Origin of the sequence: Nocardia testacea NBRC 100365 (assembly GCF_000308775.1) — a bacterium.
GTDB lineage: Bacteria > Actinomycetota > Actinomycetes > Mycobacteriales > Mycobacteriaceae > Nocardia > Nocardia testacea.
This window is the reverse complement of the sequence record NZ_BAGJ01000268.1, coordinates 20,377-38,948: the sequence shown is the minus strand read 5'-3', so window position 1 is coordinate 38,948 and position 18,572 is coordinate 20,377. Positions and strand designations below refer to the sequence as shown.

Below are 18,572 nucleotides of genomic sequence, written 5' to 3'. Positions count from 1 at the left end.
CCCCACAGCACGATCCGCTTCCTGTCCTCTGTCACAGTTGCTCCTCACCCGCTCACCGATGGAATTCGCCGCAGTCGACCGTCAGCATCTGCCCGGTGACCGCACTGGCCAGATCGCTGGCGAGGAAAAGCGTCGCGCGCGCGACTTCTTCCGGCCCGGCGAGACGCAACAGGTCCGTGGGCGCGGCCTTCTCCCGGTAGATGTCGTCGTGGGTCACCCCGGCCTGCGCGGCCAGCCAGTCGAAATATGCCTTGTTGATGTCCTCGTACACATACGACGGTGCGACGCTGTTGACCCTGATGCCGCGCGGCCCCAGTTCCGTGGCCAGCGACGACGCCAGATGCGCCAGTGCGCCTTTCGACAGTTTGTACCCGGAGTATTCGGGCTGCGAACTGTAGGACACGCACGAATTGAGCATGATGATCGAACCCCGGGTCGCCGCGAGCGCGTCCGCGAACAGCGCCGAGAGACGCAGCGGCGCGAAGACGCTCGTCTCGTTGGCGGTGCGCAGCGCGGCGAGATCGATCGCGGTGATCGGATCCATGGGTGGTATGGCGAAGGCATTGTTGATCAGGCAGTCGACTCGGCCGAATTCGGCCTGCACCCGCTCGACCAGACCGGCCCGCTGCTCCTCGTCGGTGATATCGGCCGGGACCGGCAGCACCGTCGCGCCGTCCGCCCGGAGTTTCTCGGCCAGCCGCTCGAGCTTGCGTTCGGTGCGGCGCACCAGCACGAGATGGGCGCCCATGGCGGCGGCTTCCACGGCGAGCGCGGTGCCCAGACCGGGTCCGACGCCGGAGATCACGACGACTCTGTCCGGTAGCAGGGGCACCGGCCGATAGGTCCGATCGGCGATGGCGGGGTCAGCGGACACGCCTGCTCCTCCCAGTACATAGCGGTTACACCGTGTAACGGCTTTGTTGTGACAGACTGTAACGACTCCCGCTCCCGTGAACAAGGACCGATTCTGTGACCGCACGCCATCGTCTGGGCCCGCACCGCGACCCCGCCGTGGACCGGGCGGTACTCGAGGCGGCCCGCGAGCTCTTGGTCGAGCGGGGCTACCCCGCGACATCCATCGATGCGATCGCCACGCGGGCGGGCGTCAGCCGGCCGGCGATCTACCGGCGCTGGCCTTCCAAGGCGCACCTGATCGCCAAGGCCGTGTTCCCGGACGTCGGCACGGCGGAGGTCGCACCAGATCTCGTCACCGAGGTACGCAAGGTGATCCGCGGGACGATCCAATTGTTCGGCTCGGCCGAAGCCCGGGCGGCCATGCCCGGCCTCATGTCGGATATGCGCGCGGATCCGAACCTCTACGACAAGCTCTCGGCCCGGCTGGACACCCCTACCCGGCAGGAACTGGCGGACTATCTGTCGGCGGGTGGCACCACCGCCGGCCCGGCACCGGATGCGAACACCCTGCTGGACACCATCGCGGGCGCGGCCCTGTTCGCCATGTGTATCCGCGATATCGACGATCTGGACGGCTTCGCCGCCTCGCTCGAAGACCTGTTGCTGTACGGCATCGCCGGACGACGCGATAAAGCCGACCGGCCCGCGGAACACGGTGACACGGACGAATGACGGGCCCGCGACGCGCCGCCGATCGCCGGGCCGGGCAGCGGTGCACGGCCCGAGGGCGCGGGAGGCCATGAGGCGCCGCCCGGCACGGAATTCGCCGGTGTGACAGGATCGTTCGGTTCGCCGACGCTGTACCGGAAAGGGCCCTGGAGTGGATCTGCGTTTCGGAGCCGACCCGGCGCACCGGTTCCGGCGTGCGGTGCTGGCGCTCGTAATCGGTGCCGGCGTTCTCGGTGCACCGGCACCGGCCGGGGCCGACGAGGGTATCGACCCCTATATCGACCGTCCCGCCGAAGCGGCGGACACCCCGTCGCTGCAATGGTCGGAGTGCCAGGACGGATTCCAGTGCGCCACGGCCCAGGTACCGCTCGACTACAACCGCCCCCGGGACGAGCGGATCGATCTGGCGGTCATAAAACTGCCCGCCACCGATCCGGGCCGGCGTATCGGCACCCTGTTCGTGCACTTCGGCGGGCCCGGAGCATCCGGGGTCGACCGGCTGCGCGAACGGGCCCGGTGGCCGTGGCTCTTCTCCGAGGAGCTGCGGGCCCGATTCGACGTGGTCTCGTGGGACAGCCGCGCGGTATCACGCAGCGCCCCGGTGCACTGCTTCCCGACGGAGGACGAACAGACGGCCTTCCTCGCCGCCATGCCGGCGATGCCGGCCAACCCGGCCGAGGAGCCGCCGTTCTACGACTGGTCCGCCCGGTTCGCCGAGCGCTGCGCTCAGCGGGCGGGGCCGATCCTGAACCACGCCTCGACCGCCGACACCGCGCGTGATCTCGAATTGTTGCGCCGCGCGGTCGGCGACCCCGCACTCACCTATCACGGCATCTCCTACGGCACCCAGGTCGGCGCCGTGTACGCGAACATGTTCCCCGGCCGGATCCGGGCCATGGTGTTCGATGGATCGCTGGACTTCGAGGGCAATGTCAACGGTCACGACGGGCAGGGCAGCAGGGTGCCGCTGGACACCCGGCAGGGTGTGGCCGACGGCATCTCCGCGACCTTCGACGCCTTCCTGCGCCAGTGTTCGCAGGCCGGTCCGCGCTGCGCGTTCTCCGCCGGCGACCCGAAACCGAAGTGGATCGCACTCATCGAGCGGGCCCGGGCGGCCCCCATCGAGCTGGACGGCCGCGCGTGGACGTATTCGACGATCGTCAACGCGGCCGCCGGGCTGTCGCAGCCGTCCACCTACCCCGACCTCGCCGCACTGCTGCAGCGGTTGTTCGACGCGGCCACCGCCCTTCCGGGTCTGCTGCCGGCCAGTGCGTCGTCCATGGGCAACCGCACCGAGGCATACCACGCGATCCAGTGCACCGACAGCACCGTGCCGACCGATCCGGCCGTCTACAGTCGCGCCGCGGTATCGGAGGACCAGCGGGTGCCGTATTTCGGGCGGGTCGCGGTGTTCAGCAGTATCGCCTGCGCGTTCTGGCACGGACACGCCGCCGACCGGTACACCGGCCCGTGGAACCGGCACACCGCCGCGCCGATTCTGGTGCTCAACAACAGGTTCGATCCGGCCACGCCACTGGCCGGCGCCTACGACGGCGCCGCACAGCTGGCCCGGGCCCGCGTGCTGGTCACCGAGGGCGCGGGCCACAGCAGTATGTACGTGCCCAGCACCTGCACCGAACAGGTCAAACGGGAGTATCTGTTCACCGGTGACCTCCCGCCGGAGGACACCCGCTGCGCGGTCGACAGATCGCCGTTCGACTAGGTCCTGCGCCGGGCCGGGGCGTGGTGGCACCGATGCCGGTGCGATCGACGCTCTGCTCGCGGAGTCGCTTCCGGAACATCTCGGGATCGAATTTCCAGACCCATCCGTCGTCGGTGCGGCGTACCGATTGTTCCGCCACATGCCGGGCCACGTAAGGCAGCACCGTAGCCTGGGCCGGCTCGGTACGAAACCGGCCACAGATCTCTTCCTCGGTCCGGTAGGCCTTCGGCTTACGGGCGAGCTGGCGGATAATGACCTCTTCCGGCGGCTCCCGGAACATCGGTGAGTCGATGATCACCAGGCCCGCGACGGAATCCCGGTGTCGCGCGCCCACGGCGGCGGTCACTCCGCCGCCCATACTGTGGCCGACAATGTGCGGTCGCGCCGCACCGCGTTCACACGTTCCTCGTCCACCGCGCGCGATCACGATCTGGGGCTCGGCTCGCCGGTTCGATCTCACTTCTCGAACCCTCCGCACACGTGCGCACCGACACGGTATCGGCGCGGTGACCCGAGCCAGGGATGCCGCGCTGGCCGCGGCATCGAAGTTGTTCGCGGAGCGCGGATACCGACAGGTGACCATCCGCGATATAGCGCTGGCCGCGGGACTGTCACCGGCCATGGTGATGAAAGCCGTGGGAAGCAAGGAGAAACTCTTCCACGAGGTGGCCGAGGTGCGGCCACTCGAACTCGACGGAATACCCGATGAAGAACTCGGCCGAGCCCTGGTCGGAAATATCGTCGACCGCATGCGGGCCGACGCGGTGGAACCGCTGGGACGCGCGATCATGTTGCGACTCACCGCGCCCGATCCCGACACGATTCAAGAAAAGTTCACCAGGGGCTACTTCGATGCACTGGCCGAACGGCTCGGGGGCGGTGCGGACGCCGAGCTGAGGTCCGAGTTGGCAGTCGGTGCGCTGATGGGCCTCGCCGCCGCGCTGCGAATCTTCGAAGCCCCGAACTCGGCCGCACATTCCGAGCAGGTGGTGCTGCGCTTCGGCGATATCGTCCAGGACCTGCTGGACGGAGACCACCGAGGCACTGCGTCATCGCCACCTACACATCCGGCGGACTCCGGGAGATAGCCGATCCACTCTCGTGCTGTGCCCCGGCACGCCGGTCGGCTCGGGGATCGCGGCAATGTCGCTCACCGTTATTCGTGCGCTGGTCCGGCCCCGGCGCCTCCACACGCGCGCCTGCCGAGGTGGTCCGGGTTGCTTCGCCGTCGGCCGTTCGGCGGATCGCCCGGCCCTACCGGCGTTACGGTTGGCCTGCGGTTTCCATCGTGCTCGAAGCAGAGAGGGAACAATGACCACAACCGTCGATGTCGTCGTTGTCGGGGCAGGCATCAATGGCCTTGTCGCGGCCGCCGAACTCGCTGAATCAGGTCACTCGGTTCTGGTCGTGGACGCTGCCGCGCGGATCGGAGGGTTCATCGACTCCGGGGAGCGGACACTGCCCGGGTATGTGCACGACACCTTTTCCTCATGGCACACCCTCTTCGTGGCGTCGGGCGCTTACTCGGCGCTCGGTCGTGCGCTGCACGACAGAGGACTGGTTTACCGCAACTCCGACGAGATGGTGACCGCGGCGACCGCGGCGGACGGCCGGGTCGTCATCGCCTATCGCGATCCGGTGCGCACCGCGGAACAGTTCGTGGCGCTCGATGGCCCGGTGCGGTGGAGTGACTCCCGCCTGGACGCCGTACCGCTGGTTCATGTGGGAACCGGCGCGAACGGTACCGGTATGGCCTGCGCTCAGGCAGAAGCCGGGCTCTTGCCGGCGATCCCTACGGTGGATCGGCCGAACTCGATCAGAATCTCCTCTGGCGACCGATTCCCGGCGCGGCAGCGCACCGGACCAGCGTGCGGAATCTCTGGCATATCGGCGCCTCGACGCACCCGGGGCCCGGACTGGGCGCTGGATCCGGCCACCTGGTGGCGCAAACACTCATCTCCCGAAAACGCAGCCGCCGCTGAAGGCCGGCGCGACCACGAGGTCTCCGGTGCCGGGATCCGTTCCGGGGCGCGCACCATCCACGGACTACAGCAGCCCCCGGGCGGCCAGACTGCGGAAGAGGTCGGCGGTGCCGAACTGCCACGGTTCGCAGTCGTCGCTGGTGCGGACCCGGTTGATCAGGCTCCCCAGGGCCGGGGCACTGATGGCGACCAGATCGTCGAGGTGATGGGTGAATCCGAGCCCCGGTTCGGCACGGTCCTGCACGGGGGCGAACATGGTGCCGAGGAAGAGGACCACGCCGTCCGGGTACTGGTGGTGGCGGCCCATGAGCTGGTGGATGAGGTCCTGCGGGTCGCGGCTGATCTCGGCCATGGACGATTCGGCTCGCAGGGTGAATCCGTCGGCACCCCGCACCCGCAGCGTCACCGTCAGCTTGCGCACGGCGTCGAGATCGAAGGTCTCGTCGAACAACCGGACGAACGGCCCGACGGCGGCGGAGGCATTGTTGTCCTTGGCCGCGGTGAGCAACAGCGCCGACCGGCCCTCGAAATCGCGCAGGTTGACATCGTTGCCGAGGCAGGCGCCGACGGCCCGTCCGGCGGAGGAGACCAGCAGCACCACTTCGGGTTCCGGGTTGTTCCAGGTGGAACGCGGATGGACACCGATATCGGTGGCCGTCCCGACACCGGCCATCGGCGCGGATTTGGTGAAGATCTCGGCGTCGGGCCCGAGCCCGACCTCGAGGTACTGACTCCACCAGCCCTCGGCGACCAGAAGCTCTTTGAGCCGGGCGGTTTCGGCGGAGCCGGGGGTCAGCGCGGACAGGTCGGTGCCGATATGTTCGGTGATCTGCTCGCGCACCCGGTCGGCCAGGGTGGCGTCACCGCGGCAGCGTTCCTCGATGACACGTTCCATCAGGGAGACCACGAAGGTGACACCCGCGGCTTTGATCGGTTGCAGGTCGATCGGGCAGAGCAGTCGCGGAATCCCGGACCGCCGGAATTCCGGCGGGGTGTGGGCGACGATCTCGGCGAGCGATCCGAGGTCCGGTCCATCGCAGCCGCGGACGAACGCGGCGGGATCGTCGTGCTCGGCCAGATCGCGCACGGTGGCGACCCGCGCCGTGATGTCGATCAGGCGGCCGTCGCGCACCGTGACCACGCAGGGTCCGTCGGCGCACATCACCCGCCCGACGAGAACGGCGCGGTCGTGGTCGGCCGGGAGCAGGGTGTCGGCGGCCGGCGGCCAGGCGATGGTCACGATACGGTCCTCGGGGTCGGGGCCGGCCCGAGACTGCGCTCGAAACTCTCGTTCACCTCACGGGTGAGCCGGCCGATGTCGCGGTGGTCGAACAGGCAGGCCCGCACTGCCGCGGCGCCCGCGTCCTGGAAGGCGATGGCGCCCGCGTGCCGGGGCCGGACCCAGGCGTCCTCGATGGTCGCCCGGGTCGCCCGGTAGAAGTCGCGGCTGCCGGCGTTGACGGCGTCGTCGTCCCAGGCGGCGGCGAGCCCCGGCTGTCCCTCTTCGGCGGGAACGAACCGGCGCTGGGCGTCGGCGGACATGAGCCAGCGCACGTGGTCGAGCAGGGCGCCGTCCGGGGTGCAGCGGCTGCTGAAGGCGATACCCGTGCCGCCCAGGACCGATCCGCGCCGCCCGGCCCGGCCGCGCGGTGCGTCTCCGAAAAGCAAGGGGCGCGGGCGACGGCTGTAGTTCACATAGCCGTAGACGTGTGGGCAGAAGTCCGGTCCGTCGCCGGCGGCCATACGCTCCAGCAGGGCGATGGGGTTGTCGTTACCCGTGGTGGGCCGGTCCGCGACGAAATGCCGCAGCGTATCGATCGCCTCGTCGAATTCGGACTCGTCGAGGAATATGTCGTTGTCGCCGGGGTGGGCGCCGTGCGCCACGGCTATGCCGCACAGGGTGAGGAACAGATGCGGCCCGGAGGTCGGGACCGCGGCCTCCACCTGCCCGGCCAGTTCCACGGCCTGCGACCAGGTGTCGGGTACCGGGATCCCGCCGTCCCGGCGCACGCAGACCTGGGTGGCGGCGTCCAGCGGCACCGCCCACAGCCGGCCCGCCATCTCGTAGGACCGCAGCGACGGCCCGACGCTCGCGGCTCGCCAGGTGGCCAGTTCGGCGGGTGTGAAGAGCCCGTCGAGCGGTTGCAGCGCGCCGGTCTCGATCGCCTCGCCGACGTGCGGATGGTCCAGGACCACCAGGTCGTAACGTTGCGCCGTCTCCGCGATGGGCGCCGATTCGAACCCTTCGAGCGGCTGGATGTCCCAGCGGATCGCGCAGCCCGGGGCGTCCGGATGCCCGGTCGCCGCCCGCAGCGCCCGATAACCGCGCGGATGATCCCAGGTGAGACCCGCCCACTCCGTCATCGGCGCAACTCCGCGGGCAGCGTCGCGGCGGGCAGGTTCTGGTAGGCGACCGGCCGCGCGAACCGCAGCGCGGCCGCGGTGCCGACCGAGGTCGAGACGGGCGCGGTGGTGGCGGGCCACGGGCCGCCGTGTTGCTGGGCGTCGCTCACCGTCACCCCCGTGGGCCACTGGTTCCAGATGATCCGGCCCGCGCGTTCGGCGAGCACATCGATGGCGTCGGCGGCCTGCTCGTCGGATTCCTCGGCGCCCTGCACGGTCGCGGTGAGGGTGCCCGCCACCAGTTCCAGTACCGCCAATGCCTGCGCCGCGTCGGCGTATTCGACGAGCACCGCGGCCGGCCCGAAGATCTCGGTGGTGACGAGCGCCGGATCGGCCAGCACGGCGGGCGCGGTGGTGGTGAGTATCTCGGCGCTGGGCGCATCGGGCGTGTGCGGCCCGGTACGCGCGGTCTCGACCTCCGGATGCCGCGCCACCGCCGCGAGCGCCGCGCCGAATCCGTCGGCGATCCGCGCGTTGAGCATGGGGCCCACGGCGGGCAGGGTCAGCCGGTCGAGGAAACCGCCCAGGTCAGGCACCAGTACGACGCCGGGTTTGGTACAGAACTGTCCGGAGCCGAGGGTGGCGGAATCGGCGAATCCGGTGACGATCTCGTCGGCGCGGGCGGCCCACCCCGCGCGGGTCACCAGGACCGGGTTGGTGCTGCCGAGTTCGCCGTAGAACGGAATGGGATCCGGACGCGAGACCGCCAGATCGAAGAGCGCGCGTCCCCCGGCCTCGGAACCGGTGAAACCGACCGCGCGGATCCGCCGGTCCCCGACGGCCTCGACCCCGGCCTGTTTTCCTTCGATCAGGCCGAAGAGTCCCTCGGGCGCGCCGGCGTCGCGCAGCCGGTCGGTGACCAGCCGGGCCGTCACCCGGGACAGTTCCGGATGACCCTCATGGGCCTTGACCACGACCGGGCAGCCCGCCGCCAGCGCACTCACGGTATCGCCACCGGCGACGGAGAAGGCGAACGGGAAGTTACTGGCCGCGAAGACCAGCACCGGGCCGATCGGCACATAGCCGCGCCGGATATCGGGGCGTGCGCCCATGGGCCAGTCCGGGTCGGCCGGATCGACCCGCGTCTCGAACAGGGTGCCCTGCTCGAGACGGTCGGCGAAGAGGCGGGCCTGGAAGGCGGTGCGCACCAGTTCGTTGCGCAGTCGCGGCAGCGGCAGCGCGGTCTCCCGGTGGGCGAGGTCGGCGAGGTTGCCGGCCTCGGCGTCGAGCCCCCGGGCGATCGAACGCAGCCAGGCCGCGCGCTCGCCCGCCGCCGCGCGCCGGGCCGGACGGCGGGCCAGATGCGCTGCGGCGAGGATCTTCTCGACCTCCGCGATATCGGTCATTCGTTGGGCTCCTCGGTGTGCGGCATACGGTCGACGGCGAGTACGTGTTTGCAGACCAGCACCGTGTCACCGCGCTGGTTGACGCCGGTGTACTGCTTGGTGACCAGGCCGATCCCCGGGTTGCGGTGTTCGGCGAGGTCGACGACCTCGGCGGTCGCCCGCACGGTGTCGCCGGGCAGGACCGGCCGGGGAAATCGGATCCGGTCGTAGCCGTAGGCGACGGCGCGGCCGTTGTATTCGACGGTGAGCCCGACGACCACCCCGAAGGTGAGTACACCGTGGGCGATCACGCTGCCGAACTTCGGCTCGGCGTAGCCGGGATCGGTATGGGCCGGGTGGTGGTCACCGGTGAGGTCGGCGAACCGGGCGATATCGGCGGTTTCGATGACGCGGGTGCCCCCGTTCGCCGTTTCACCCAGTACGTACTCCTCGAAATACCGGTCCCGGAATTCGGGGGTGGTCATACGTTCGCTCCTTGGAACACCGTGCCGCTCGGGCGGTCGGTCACATGGTTGAAGTGGTCGTCGCTGCTCTGGTCGGCATCGCTGCGATAGCGCTTCGACAGGTAGACGGAGACGAACGCGACGGTCGCCATGCACACCATCCACACCGCCACCGGCCACCAGTGCCCGAAGCCGGCGAACATGGCGGTGGCGATGAGCGGAGTGGTGCCCCCGAGCAGGGCGCCGCTCACCTCACGGGCGAAGGCCACCCCCGAATAGCGCATGGCCGGCGGGAACATCTCGGCCAGGAACGCGGCCTGGGCCGCATAACAGGTGGCCACCGCGCCGACGAAGCACACTACCAGCGCGAGGATGATCAGCGCGGGGACCCGGGTGTCGATCAGGGCGAACATGGGGAACGCCCAGACGATGCCGAATCCGGCGCCGAACAGGAACAGCCTGCGCCGGCCGAACCGGTCCCCCACCCGGCCGAAGACCGGCATGAACGCCGCCCCCGCCACCAGTACCACGGCATTGATACCGAGTCCGGCCATGGCCGCCAGACCGATATCGTTGGTCAGGTAGCTCAGCGCCCAGACCTGCGGGATATAGGAGAACCCGGAGAGCATGAAGTTCGAGCCGAGACTCAGGGCCAGCCGGCCCTTGGCCGTGCGGAACAGTTCCAGCAGCGGGATCTTCGTCCCGTCGGTCTTCGCCTGTTCGAAGCTCTCGGTCTCGGTGACCCGGCGCCGGATGTAGAGGCTGATCACCAGCATGACCAGGCTCAGCAGGAACGGGATCCGCCAGCCCCACTGGTCGAAACTGTCCCCGGTCAGCCACAGTACGACCTGAAAAGTGCCCAGGCCCAGCGCCGAACCGAGCCAGACGCCCCCACCCGACCACGAGGCATAGAACCCGCGGTGACCGCGCGGCGCTGCCTCCGACGACAGCACGACCGCACCGGCGTATTCCGCGCCCGCCCCGAGCCCCTGCACGATTCGCAGCAGGACCAGCAGGATCGGCGCGGCGAGGCCGATCGAGTGATAACTCGGCAACAGTCCGATGAGCGCGGTGGAAACGCCCATGATGCCGAGCGTGACGATCATGACCGGTTTGCGGCCGATCTTGTCGCCGAGATGCCCGAACACCACACCACCGAACGGACGGGCGAAATAGCCCACCGCGAAGGTGGCGAACGAGGCCAGCAGGCCGGTGGTGGGGCTGGCGTCGACGAAGAAGTAGGTGTTGAAGACCAGAGCGGCGGCCGCGCCGTAGAGCGCGAAGTCGTACCATTCGACGAGGCTGCCGACGGCGGAGGCCGCGGCCGCGCGCCGCGCCTGCTGAACCGGTGGGGCGGTTGTAGTCATGGAGAGATCTTTCGGTGATGCGTGGTCAGGAGATCCGGGAGACGGCCGGAGACCGGTAGCGATGGACGGTGCCGGCGGATTCGAGCTCGTCGATCCGCTCGGTGCTCACGCCGAGTTCCAGCAGGACTTCCTGGGTGTGCTGGCCGTTGAGCGGCGCCGGCCGGTAGACCTTCTGGGTCTGGTTGCTCAGCCGGAACGCGAATCCGGGGGTCACCACGGTGCCCTCGGTGGGATGGTCGTATTCGACGAAGGACTGGTTGTGGCGCACCTGCGGGTCCGTGCGCAGCTGCGTGTAGTCGTAGACGGGGCCCACCCAGACGCCGGCGCGGCCGAGCGCGTCCAGCCAGTGCGCGGTGGTGTTCGCCGCCAGGTTCTCGGTGACGAGAGCGGAGATCTCGTCGCGATGGGTGAAGCCGTCGCGTTCGGCGTCGTAGCGCCGGAACCGGTCGTCGTCGAACACCTCGGCCAAGGCGTCCATCTCCGCGAAGGACAGCGCGATATGGCCGTCGGAGGTGGGAAAGACACCGTAGGGCGCCCGGATGTAGGAATGCGCGTGGATCTGATCGGCAGGCTCCTGCCGGATCCCGCCGACCGTGGCCACGCTGATCTCCTGCATCTGGGCCGCGATGATCGAATCGAGCATATTGATCTCCACGAGCTGGCCCTCGCCGGTGCGTTCCCGGTGGAACAATGCCGCCAGCGCGCCCTCGAACGCCGAGTAGGCGGTGATGGCGTCCGCCAGGAAGAACGGCGCCGGACGCGGTGCTTCGCCGGTGCGCCGTCCGCTCGCCAGTCCGCCACTCATCGCCTGGAGCAGGACATCCTGGCCGGGCCGGTCGGCGTAGGGGCCGGTCGCCCCGTAGCCCGACATCGAGACGTAGACCAGGTCCGGTTTGATCGACCGCAGGGTCTCGTAGTCCACGCCGAGCCGGTCCGCCACGCCCGGACGGTAGTTCTGCAGAAAGACGTCCGCGCCGCGCACCAGCTCGTACAGCAGTTCGCGGCCTTTCGGGTCCTTCAGGTTCATCGATAGCGAACGCTTATTGCGGTTGAGCGAGAGAAATGAGGCATTGACCTCGTTGCCCCGCGCACCGCCGGCCGAGACGTGACGCTGCCATTCGCCGCTCACCGGCTCGACCTTGATCACATCGGCTCCGAGATCAGCCAGTTTCTGCGCAGCGAACGGTCCGGCCATGGCGATCGACAGATCCAGTACCCGGATACCGTCCAGCACATTCATCCTGCTTCTCCCTGCCTCGGGACCACTGTACGGGTGGTCACATAGTGTCCTGCGCCACGAATGTTAGCGGTAACGTTAGCGGTAACGCAAGAGCCTGACGAGCTTCCGGACACGGTGGCTACGATTCGGTGAATGCGCCGGACCGGTCGGCGCCCGGCCGGACAGGTATGCTCCGCACACGGCGAGGGACAGGGTTTCGGGAGGTGGCGTGGCCGGAGTGGAGCGGCGCCGGCGCGTACGCGCCAAATCGTCCACGAAGTCGGTCACCATGCAGGATGTCGGCCGTGCCGCCGGTGTCTCGGCGCAGACCGTGTCCCGGGCACTGAGTTTCCCGGATCAGGTCTCCGAGGAGACGCGCCACCGGGTCGAACGCGCCATCGCCGAGACCGGCTACCTACCGAATCTGGCCGCGAGCAGCCTGGCCTCCAACCGCAGCCGCACCATTGCCGCGATCCTGCCGGTAATCTCCACCTCGATCTTCTCCGACACCCTGCGCGCCGCCGCCACCCGGCTCACCCCCGCCGGCTACCAATTGATCGTCGGCTACACCGACTATCACCCCGAACGCGAAGAAGACCTGGTGCGCGGGTTCATCCAGCGCCGCCCCGACGGGTTCTTCATCGTCGGTACGCTGCACACCCCGGAAACGTTGCGGCTGCTGCGCAATTACGGCGCGCCCGTCGTGGAGACCTGGGATTGGATCGACGACCCCATGGATACCCTCGTCGGTTTCTCCAACGAATCGGCCACCGGTGACCTGGTGCGCCACCTCGTCGCCCGTGGCCACCGCAAGCTGGTCTTCGCGGGCACGATCGGCTCCGGAGACGCCCGCGCGCTGCGCCGGCGCGACGGATTCACCCGCGCCGTCGGCGAACTCCTCCCCGGGGAACCGGTCCGGATCGTCGAACTCCCCGATCGCGATATCTCCATGGACACCGGTGTCGCCCTGCTCGATACCACCCTCGAACGCTTTCCGGAGGCGTCCGCGGTCATGTTCGCCACCGACGTCTTCGCCGTTGCCGCCGTACTCGCCGCGCAGCGTCGCGGTATCGCGGTTCCGGATCGACTGGCCATCACCGGATTCGGCGATTTCGAGATGTCCCGGCATCTCAATCCAGCGCTGACCACTGTCAGCGTGGATATCGATGCCATCGGCACCCGGGCCGCGGACCTGTTGCTCGCCCGGCTCGCCGGCACCACCGTCGAGTCGGCCACGGTGGATGTCGGATACCGCATCGTCGCCCGCGAAAGCGCCTGAACAGGGCGAGCGGCCGGTGAGCCGATATCCGCCGGCGGCGGGGTTCACCGACCGGCGGCCAGCACTGCCGCGAGGCCTTCGCGCAGATCCTCGACGAAATACCCGGGAACCTCCAGGGAGGGGAAATGGCCCCCGGTTTCGGCCGACCTCCATCGGACGATCTGCCGGTATCGCTTCTCGGCCCAGGGCCGCGGGCACCTCTCGATATCGCGGGGATACATGGTGATCGCCGACGGGACGTCGACCCGGAGTTCGGGGTCGAGCGAGTTGTGGCTTTCGTAGTAGATGCGGGCGGCCGAGGCACCGGTCCGCGTCAGCCAGTACAGGGTGACGTCGTCGAGAATGCGGTCTCTGGAGATCGTCTCGAACGGGCTGTCCCGGGTATCGGTCCACTCGGCGAATTTGTCGAGGATCCAGGCGAGAAGCCCGACCGGTGAGTCGACGAGCGAGTAGCCGATGGTCTGCGGCCGGGTCGCCTGCTGCTTCGCGTACGCCGCGCGATGGCGCCAGAAATGGCGGGTTTCCTCGGTCCAGGCACGTTCGACAGCTGTCAGCCCGTCGGTTGTCACCCCGGGCGGGGCCTCCGCGAATGTCGTGTGGATGCCCAGAACGTGCGCCGGGAACCGGCCGCCGAGAACTGTGGTGATATTGCCTCCCCAGTCGCCGCCGTGGGCGGCGAACCTGCGGTAGCCCAGCCTGCCCATCAGTTCCACCCATGCGGCCGCAATCTTTTCGGTCCCCCATCCGGTGGTGGCCGGCTTGTCGCTGTAGCCGAAACCCGGCAACGACGGAACCACGACGTGGAACGCCGGCGCGTCTGTCTCTTCCGGGTCTGCCAGCTCGTCCACGACATCGATGAACTCGGCGATACTGCCCGGCCAGCCGTGCGTCACAATCAGCGGAGTGGCATCCGCCCGCGCGGAGCGACGGTGCAGGAAGTGGATTCCCAGACCGTCGATGGTCGTGCGGTACTGGCCGATCCGATCGAGACGGGCTTCGAACGACCGCCAGTCGTACCCGGTGCGCCAGTAGTTCACCACGTCGATGAGGTCGGCGAGCGGAACGCCCTGGTCCCAGCGGCGCGGGCCAGGTGGGGCGGGATGGACCGTCTCGGCTTCCGGCAGCCGCGCCGCGGCCAATCGCGCGCGCAGATCGGCGAGGTCGGCGTCGGTGGCGCGGGCTTCGAACGCGTGCACATCGCCGGTGGCGCGGTTCATGCGAGGCCCCCGACGTGAGCTGCCGTGGCGACAACGCCACGATCGACGCCGCGCGCGACGCCGGTGACGAACCGATGGGTGGACATGAAACCTCCTGGACATCGGGAAACCGGCGGAGACCTGCTTGGAACCGGCTAAGACGGTTCTAACATGTTCCGGCGCCGCCGGGCAACCGTCTAAGGTGGTTCCATGCCTGCCCGGTTTCCCGACTTCCGTCTCGGCAACGTGCTGGCGACCAGTTTCACGGCCACTCTGACCGAACGTTGTGGCGACGCTGTGGAGCGCATTCCCACACCGCAGCGACTCGTCGACTGGCTGGCGGTGAGCGGCCTCGCCGTCCAGTCCTGCACGCCCGCCCAGCTGGAACTCGCCCGGGAACTGAGGGAATCCATCCACGCCGCGGCGACAGCGGCCGCGACCGGGGACCCGCTCCCCGCGGCCGCCGTCCGGGTCATCAACGACCGCAGCATCCAGGGCCGGGCCGCGGCGGTCCTGACGCCCGACGGCAGTCGGCGATGGCAACTCGGTTCGGCTTCCCGCGTCGAAGACGCCCTGGGTGTGATCGCCGCGGACGCCATCGGCATCCTCGCCGGCGAACGAGACGGAAAACTGGCCCTGTGCGCGTCACCGACCTGCCGAGCCGCCTTTTTCGACACCAGCCAGAGCCGCACCCGCAAATGGTGTGACATGAACACGTGCGGGAATCGGCAGAAGAAGGCCCGCTTCAAGGCCAACGAGCGCAAGAATCCCAGGCCGGCGAAGTAACGCCACCCGCGGCACATCCAGGTGGGCCTGTCGTCGCGGGCGCGCCCCTGCACGGTCACCCGTTCGAGATAGGCCGGGCCCTCGTGCGACGCGTCGTCGCGCGGCCACGCGTAGTCCTCGCGCCGCCGGAGCACCACCTCTTTGCCGGGCAGCCACGACTCGACCACGAACGGGCCGGTGCCGTAGATCCTGCCGAGGTCGGACTGCGCGTCCAGGTCCGCCTCGATGGTCGCCGGAGCCAGGATGCCGACGGTCGTCCAGGCTCCCAGTTTCTGGATGAAATCGCCGAAGGGTGCGGTGAGCCGGACCCGCACCTCGTACTCGCCGACCGCCACGGCCTCGCCGTAACTCGTGGGGAGATACGAAGCGCGCGGGATGCCTCGGCCTTTGTCACCCTTACCCAGAAGATTCAGGTTGGCGGCCACCGCCGCCGCGTCGAGCCGCTCGCCGTTGGAGAATGTCACTCCTCGCCGGATCGTCAACCCGAACTCGGTACGCGCGTCGGCGAAGTACAGTCTCCGGCGCACAGAACACGCCGAAACCCGTGAAATGGTGTGACAAACGAATTGCGCCGCGCCGGCGGAAGAATCAGGCGCTACAGCGACGGCGCGCACGACGACACTCGCGCGGATGCGCGCCGGCGGTCGTCGGTGGTTCCGGGGTCACGCACACCAGCCTGCCCGGCCGGACTACGACAACCAACACAGTTCGGCTACAGAATTGCTGAACAGAACTTACATATTGCGACGAAAAAGGTCCGTCGACCTTCTCACCTGCGCGGAGAAATCGCCGCCGGGAAATCAATGGACGGAATCGTGGCGATTTCTACACTCTTCCCCCCCTGGATCGGCGGCGGGAACGGAACACACCGGGGCCGCCGGCGTACCGGTCGTAGTCGGCGCGACCGGTACCGGCACCGCGGTCGCGACGGTGCCCATGCGGTGATCGTCCGGCGCCGGTGGTGCGGGTCGAGCACCCCCGGCCGGCTGTGCCCGGTAAAGACCCGGGGGAAATATCGCGTACTCAGGTCGCACGAAAAGGGTCGATATAACGAATTCGGCCGGCCTGTCTCCACCGCCACAGATCCGTAGCATCGTGACATGAGTACTTATGTGACGACGAACCCGACCACAGGTACTACCGAACGAGAATTCCCGGGCCTGCCCGACGACCAGATCTCCGTCGTCGCCGAGCGCGCGGCCGCGGGATTCGACGAATGGCGCCACACCCCCGTGGCCGAACGCGCCCGGGCACTGGCACGCACCGCTGATCTGTACGAGGAACGCGCGACCGAGCTGGCCGCGGCAATTACGAAGGAAATGGGTAAACCGGCACAGGAGGCGGTCGCGGAAGTACAGCTCGCCGCCGATATCTACCGCTGGTACGCCGAGCACGGCCCCGATCTGCTGACCACCGAACAACTCGATCCCCAGGGCGCCGCGGAATCGGTGGTCCAGACACTGCCGATCGGGCCGCTCGTCGGCGTGATGCCGTGGAACTATCCCTACTACCAGGTGGCGCGGTTCGCCGCCCCGAACCTGCTACTGGGCAATTCGATCATTCTCAAACACGCCTCGATCTGCGCGGCCTCGTCGAAACTCATGGCCGACCTGCTGCACGAGGCATCGGTGCCCGAGAACGCGTATATCAACGTGTACGCGAGTTCCGGGCAGATCGCCGAACTCCTGGCGCATCCGGCGATCCGCGGAGTATCGCTGACCGGCAGCGAACGGGCAGGGGCCGCGGTCGCGACCGAGGCCGCGAAGAACCTCAAGAAATCGGTGCTCGAGCTCGGTGGATCCGACCCGTTCATCCTGCTCGACACCGACGATATGGCGGAAACGGTCCGCGTCGCCGCCCGCGCGCGCCTGTCCAATGCCGGCCAGGCCTGCAATTCGCCGAAACGCTTCATCGTCCTCGACGACCTCTACGACGATTTCGTCCACGGGCTGGTGGCCGAGTTCGAGCGCGCGGTCGTCGGCGATCCGGCGGACCCCGGGACAGAGGTGGGGCCGTTGTCCTCGGTCACCGCGCGCGACACCGTCGCCGATCAGATCAGTACCGCCGTGCGCCAGGGCGCGACCCTGCATACCGGGGGCAAGCCGTTGGACGGCGACGGCGCGTTCCTCGCACCCGCCGTTCTCACCGGTATCACCCCGGAGATGGACGCGTACTCGGAGGAGATCTTCGGCCCGGCCGCGATGGTCTACCGGGCGTCCTCGGCCGACGACGCGGTGCGCCTGGCCAACGATGTCGAATTCGGCCTGAGCGGCTCGGTGTGGAGCACCGACCCCGCGCGGGCCGCGGAGGTCGCCGATCGGCTCGAGGTCGGGATGGCCTATATCAACGAACACGGGACGACACTTCCCGGTCTGCCGTTCGGCGGTGTGCACCGTTCCGGTTACGGGCGGGAGCTGGGCCGCTGGGGAATGGGCGAATTCGTCAACGCGAAGCTCCGTCGCACCGCGGCCCACTGAACGCGGCGGACGGGTCGCCGGAGGGCACGCCGCGGTCGCGCCACCGGCGACCGGTTCGCGCGGCCGGGGCGTCCGGGTCGGGATGCGCCGTCGCGGAGACGCCGACCGTATCCCTTCGCGCTTCGCCGACGCGTATCCGGCTGTGCCGGAATATGTCCGGTGATCGCGAGACGGTCGCCGGGTACGGTCCGCACCGCTACGATCCGGGATGACCGTCAGGAGCCGAGCCGGTGAAGGAACCCGCCGATGAACACCGATCCGACGATGACCCGCATCGGCGAAGGAGTGGCGCTGCATCACCACCAGGGGCAGCCCGCGGCCGCGCACGAGATCTTCACGCGGATCTGGGACGACATCGGCGGTGACGAGGGCGACCCCTTGCATGTGTGCGTCCTGGCCCACGCGATGGCCGATGTCCAGGACGATGCGCGCCAGGAGCTCACCTGGGACCTCCGCGCGCTCGCGGCCGCCGATCTGATCACCGACGAGCGGGTTGCCGAAGCGGGGGTGACGCTCTCGGTGGCCGGCTTGTATCCGTCGTTGCACCTCAATGTGGGCGAGTGCTACCGCAAGCTGGGTGATCTCGACCGCGCCCGCGAGCATCTCCAGCGGGCGCGGGACACGATCGGCGCACTCGGCGACGATGAGTACGGGCAGCTCATCAGGGGTGGTCTGGAGCATCTGGCGCAACAGCTGTCCACCGAGTGAGCAGGGGCGTGCCCCGCTTCGGCGCCTCGGCGGGCCCTGCTACCGAAGAGGCACAGGTG

Annotated in this window: 16 protein-coding genes and 2 pseudogenes; 8 read left to right on the top strand and 10 right to left on the bottom strand. The window is 68.8% G+C overall.

Annotated elements, in window-relative coordinates; translation table 11 throughout:
• Positions 1–52: 52 nt before the first annotated feature.
• Positions 53–874, bottom strand: coding sequence for an SDR family oxidoreductase (locus ON38_RS30035; RefSeq protein ID WP_245564407.1), 822 nt, complete (start codon positions 872–874; stop codon positions 53–55).
• Between the two features lie 95 nt (positions 875–969).
• Here ON38_RS30035 and ON38_RS30030 point away from each other — a divergent pair, with 95 nt between their 5' ends.
• Both ON38_RS30030 and ON38_RS30025 read left to right on the top strand, forming a co-directional pair.
• Positions 970–1,587, top strand: coding sequence for a TetR/AcrR family transcriptional regulator (locus tag ON38_RS30030; protein ID WP_051165481.1), 618 nt, complete (start codon positions 970–972; stop codon positions 1,585–1,587).
• Positions 1,588–1,735: 148 nt separating this feature from the next.
• A complete protein-coding gene (locus ON38_RS30025; RefSeq protein WP_051165480.1) occupies positions 1,736–3,307 on the top strand; it encodes an alpha/beta hydrolase in 1,572 nt (523 codons plus the stop codon).
• Here the strand turns inward: ON38_RS30025 and ON38_RS37985 are convergent.
• A complete protein-coding gene (locus ON38_RS37985) occupies positions 3,246–3,890 on the bottom strand; it encodes an alpha/beta fold hydrolase (RefSeq protein ID WP_281004650.1) in 645 nt (214 codons plus the stop codon). The two genes, ON38_RS30025 and ON38_RS37985, sit on opposite strands and share 62 nt — an antisense overlap.
• Here ON38_RS37985 and ON38_RS36505 point away from each other — a divergent pair.
• Together ON38_RS36505 and ON38_RS38115 are read left to right on the top strand one after the other, a co-directional pair.
• Positions 3,814–4,395, top strand: a complete 582-nt coding sequence (locus ON38_RS36505) for a TetR/AcrR family transcriptional regulator (protein ID WP_051165479.1) — start codon at positions 3,814–3,816, stop codon at positions 4,393–4,395. The two genes, ON38_RS37985 and ON38_RS36505, sit on opposite strands and share 77 nt — an antisense overlap.
• Positions 4,396–4,450: 55 nt before the next feature.
• A pseudogene (locus tag ON38_RS38115) lies at positions 4,451–4,855 on the top strand (FAD-dependent oxidoreductase); the annotation flags it as partial.
• Positions 4,856–5,353: 498 nt separating this feature from the next.
• Here the strand turns inward: ON38_RS38115 and ON38_RS30010 are convergent.
• From ON38_RS30010 to ON38_RS29985, 6 genes are read right to left on the bottom strand one after another with little or no spacing between them, the layout of a single operon-like run.
• On the bottom strand, positions 5,354–6,529 hold the full coding sequence (locus ON38_RS30010) for a fumarylacetoacetate hydrolase family protein (protein ID WP_039828453.1): 1,176 nt from the start codon (positions 6,527–6,529) through the stop codon (positions 5,354–5,356).
• Positions 6,526–7,653, bottom strand: coding sequence for a type 2 periplasmic-binding domain-containing protein (locus ON38_RS30005; RefSeq protein ID WP_051165478.1), 1,128 nt, complete (start codon positions 7,651–7,653; stop codon positions 6,526–6,528). The genes ON38_RS30010 and ON38_RS30005 overlap by 4 nt, the downstream gene beginning before the upstream one ends.
• Positions 7,650–9,038, bottom strand: a complete 1,389-nt coding sequence (locus ON38_RS30000; protein WP_039828452.1) for an aldehyde dehydrogenase (NADP(+)) — start codon at positions 9,036–9,038, stop codon at positions 7,650–7,652. Before ON38_RS30000 ends, ON38_RS30005 begins: the two co-directional genes overlap by 4 nt.
• On the bottom strand, positions 9,035–9,502 hold the full coding sequence (locus tag ON38_RS29995) for a MaoC family dehydratase (RefSeq protein ID WP_039828451.1): 468 nt from the start codon (positions 9,500–9,502) through the stop codon (positions 9,035–9,037). Before ON38_RS29995 ends, ON38_RS30000 begins: the two co-directional genes overlap by 4 nt.
• A complete protein-coding gene (locus ON38_RS29990; RefSeq protein ID WP_051165477.1) occupies positions 9,499–10,848 on the bottom strand; it encodes an MFS transporter in 1,350 nt (449 codons plus the stop codon). The genes ON38_RS29995 and ON38_RS29990 overlap by 4 nt, the downstream gene beginning before the upstream one ends.
• Before the next feature lie 25 nt (positions 10,849–10,873).
• Positions 10,874–12,088, bottom strand: coding sequence for a CaiB/BaiF CoA transferase family protein (locus tag ON38_RS29985; protein WP_051165476.1), 1,215 nt, complete (start codon positions 12,086–12,088; stop codon positions 10,874–10,876).
• A 208-nt stretch (positions 12,089–12,296) separates the two neighbouring features.
• On the opposite strand from ON38_RS29985, the gene ON38_RS29980 reads away from it, so the two are divergent.
• Positions 12,297–13,346 (top strand): LacI family DNA-binding transcriptional regulator, encoded by a 1,050-nt coding sequence (locus ON38_RS29980; protein WP_051165475.1) that lies wholly within the window; start codon positions 12,297–12,299, stop codon positions 13,344–13,346.
• A 44-nt stretch (positions 13,347–13,390) separates the two neighbouring features.
• Here ON38_RS29980 and ON38_RS29975 read toward each other — a convergent pair whose 3' ends face one another.
• Complete coding sequence (locus ON38_RS29975; protein WP_039828449.1) at positions 13,391–14,563, bottom strand: epoxide hydrolase family protein; 1,173 nt, start codon at positions 14,561–14,563, stop codon at positions 13,391–13,393.
• Positions 14,564–14,752: 189 nt separating this feature from the next.
• Between ON38_RS29975 and ON38_RS35385 the strand changes: the two genes are divergently transcribed.
• Positions 14,753–15,328 carry a CGNR zinc finger domain-containing protein gene (locus ON38_RS35385; protein ID WP_083873213.1) on the top strand — a complete coding sequence of 192 codons (576 nt, stop codon included), beginning with the start codon at positions 14,753–14,755 and terminating at the stop codon, positions 15,326–15,328.
• Between the two features lie 59 nt (positions 15,329–15,387).
• Here ON38_RS35385 and ON38_RS35380 read toward each other — a convergent pair.
• Positions 15,388–15,855: pseudogene (locus ON38_RS35380) on the bottom strand (ABC transporter substrate-binding protein); the annotation flags it as partial.
• A 573-nt stretch (positions 15,856–16,428) separates the two neighbouring features.
• Between ON38_RS35380 and ON38_RS29965 the strand changes: the two are divergent.
• Both ON38_RS29965 and ON38_RS29960 read left to right on the top strand, forming a co-directional pair.
• Complete coding sequence (locus tag ON38_RS29965) at positions 16,429–17,805, top strand: NAD-dependent succinate-semialdehyde dehydrogenase (protein WP_039828447.1); 1,377 nt, start codon at positions 16,429–16,431, stop codon at positions 17,803–17,805.
• Positions 17,806–18,051: 246 nt separating this feature from the next.
• The gene (locus ON38_RS29960; protein ID WP_039828446.1) at positions 18,052–18,513 is read left to right on the top strand and encodes a tetratricopeptide repeat protein; all 462 of its coding nucleotides are present in this window, start codon (positions 18,052–18,054) and stop codon (positions 18,511–18,513) included.
• Positions 18,514–18,572 lie beyond the last annotated feature (59 nt).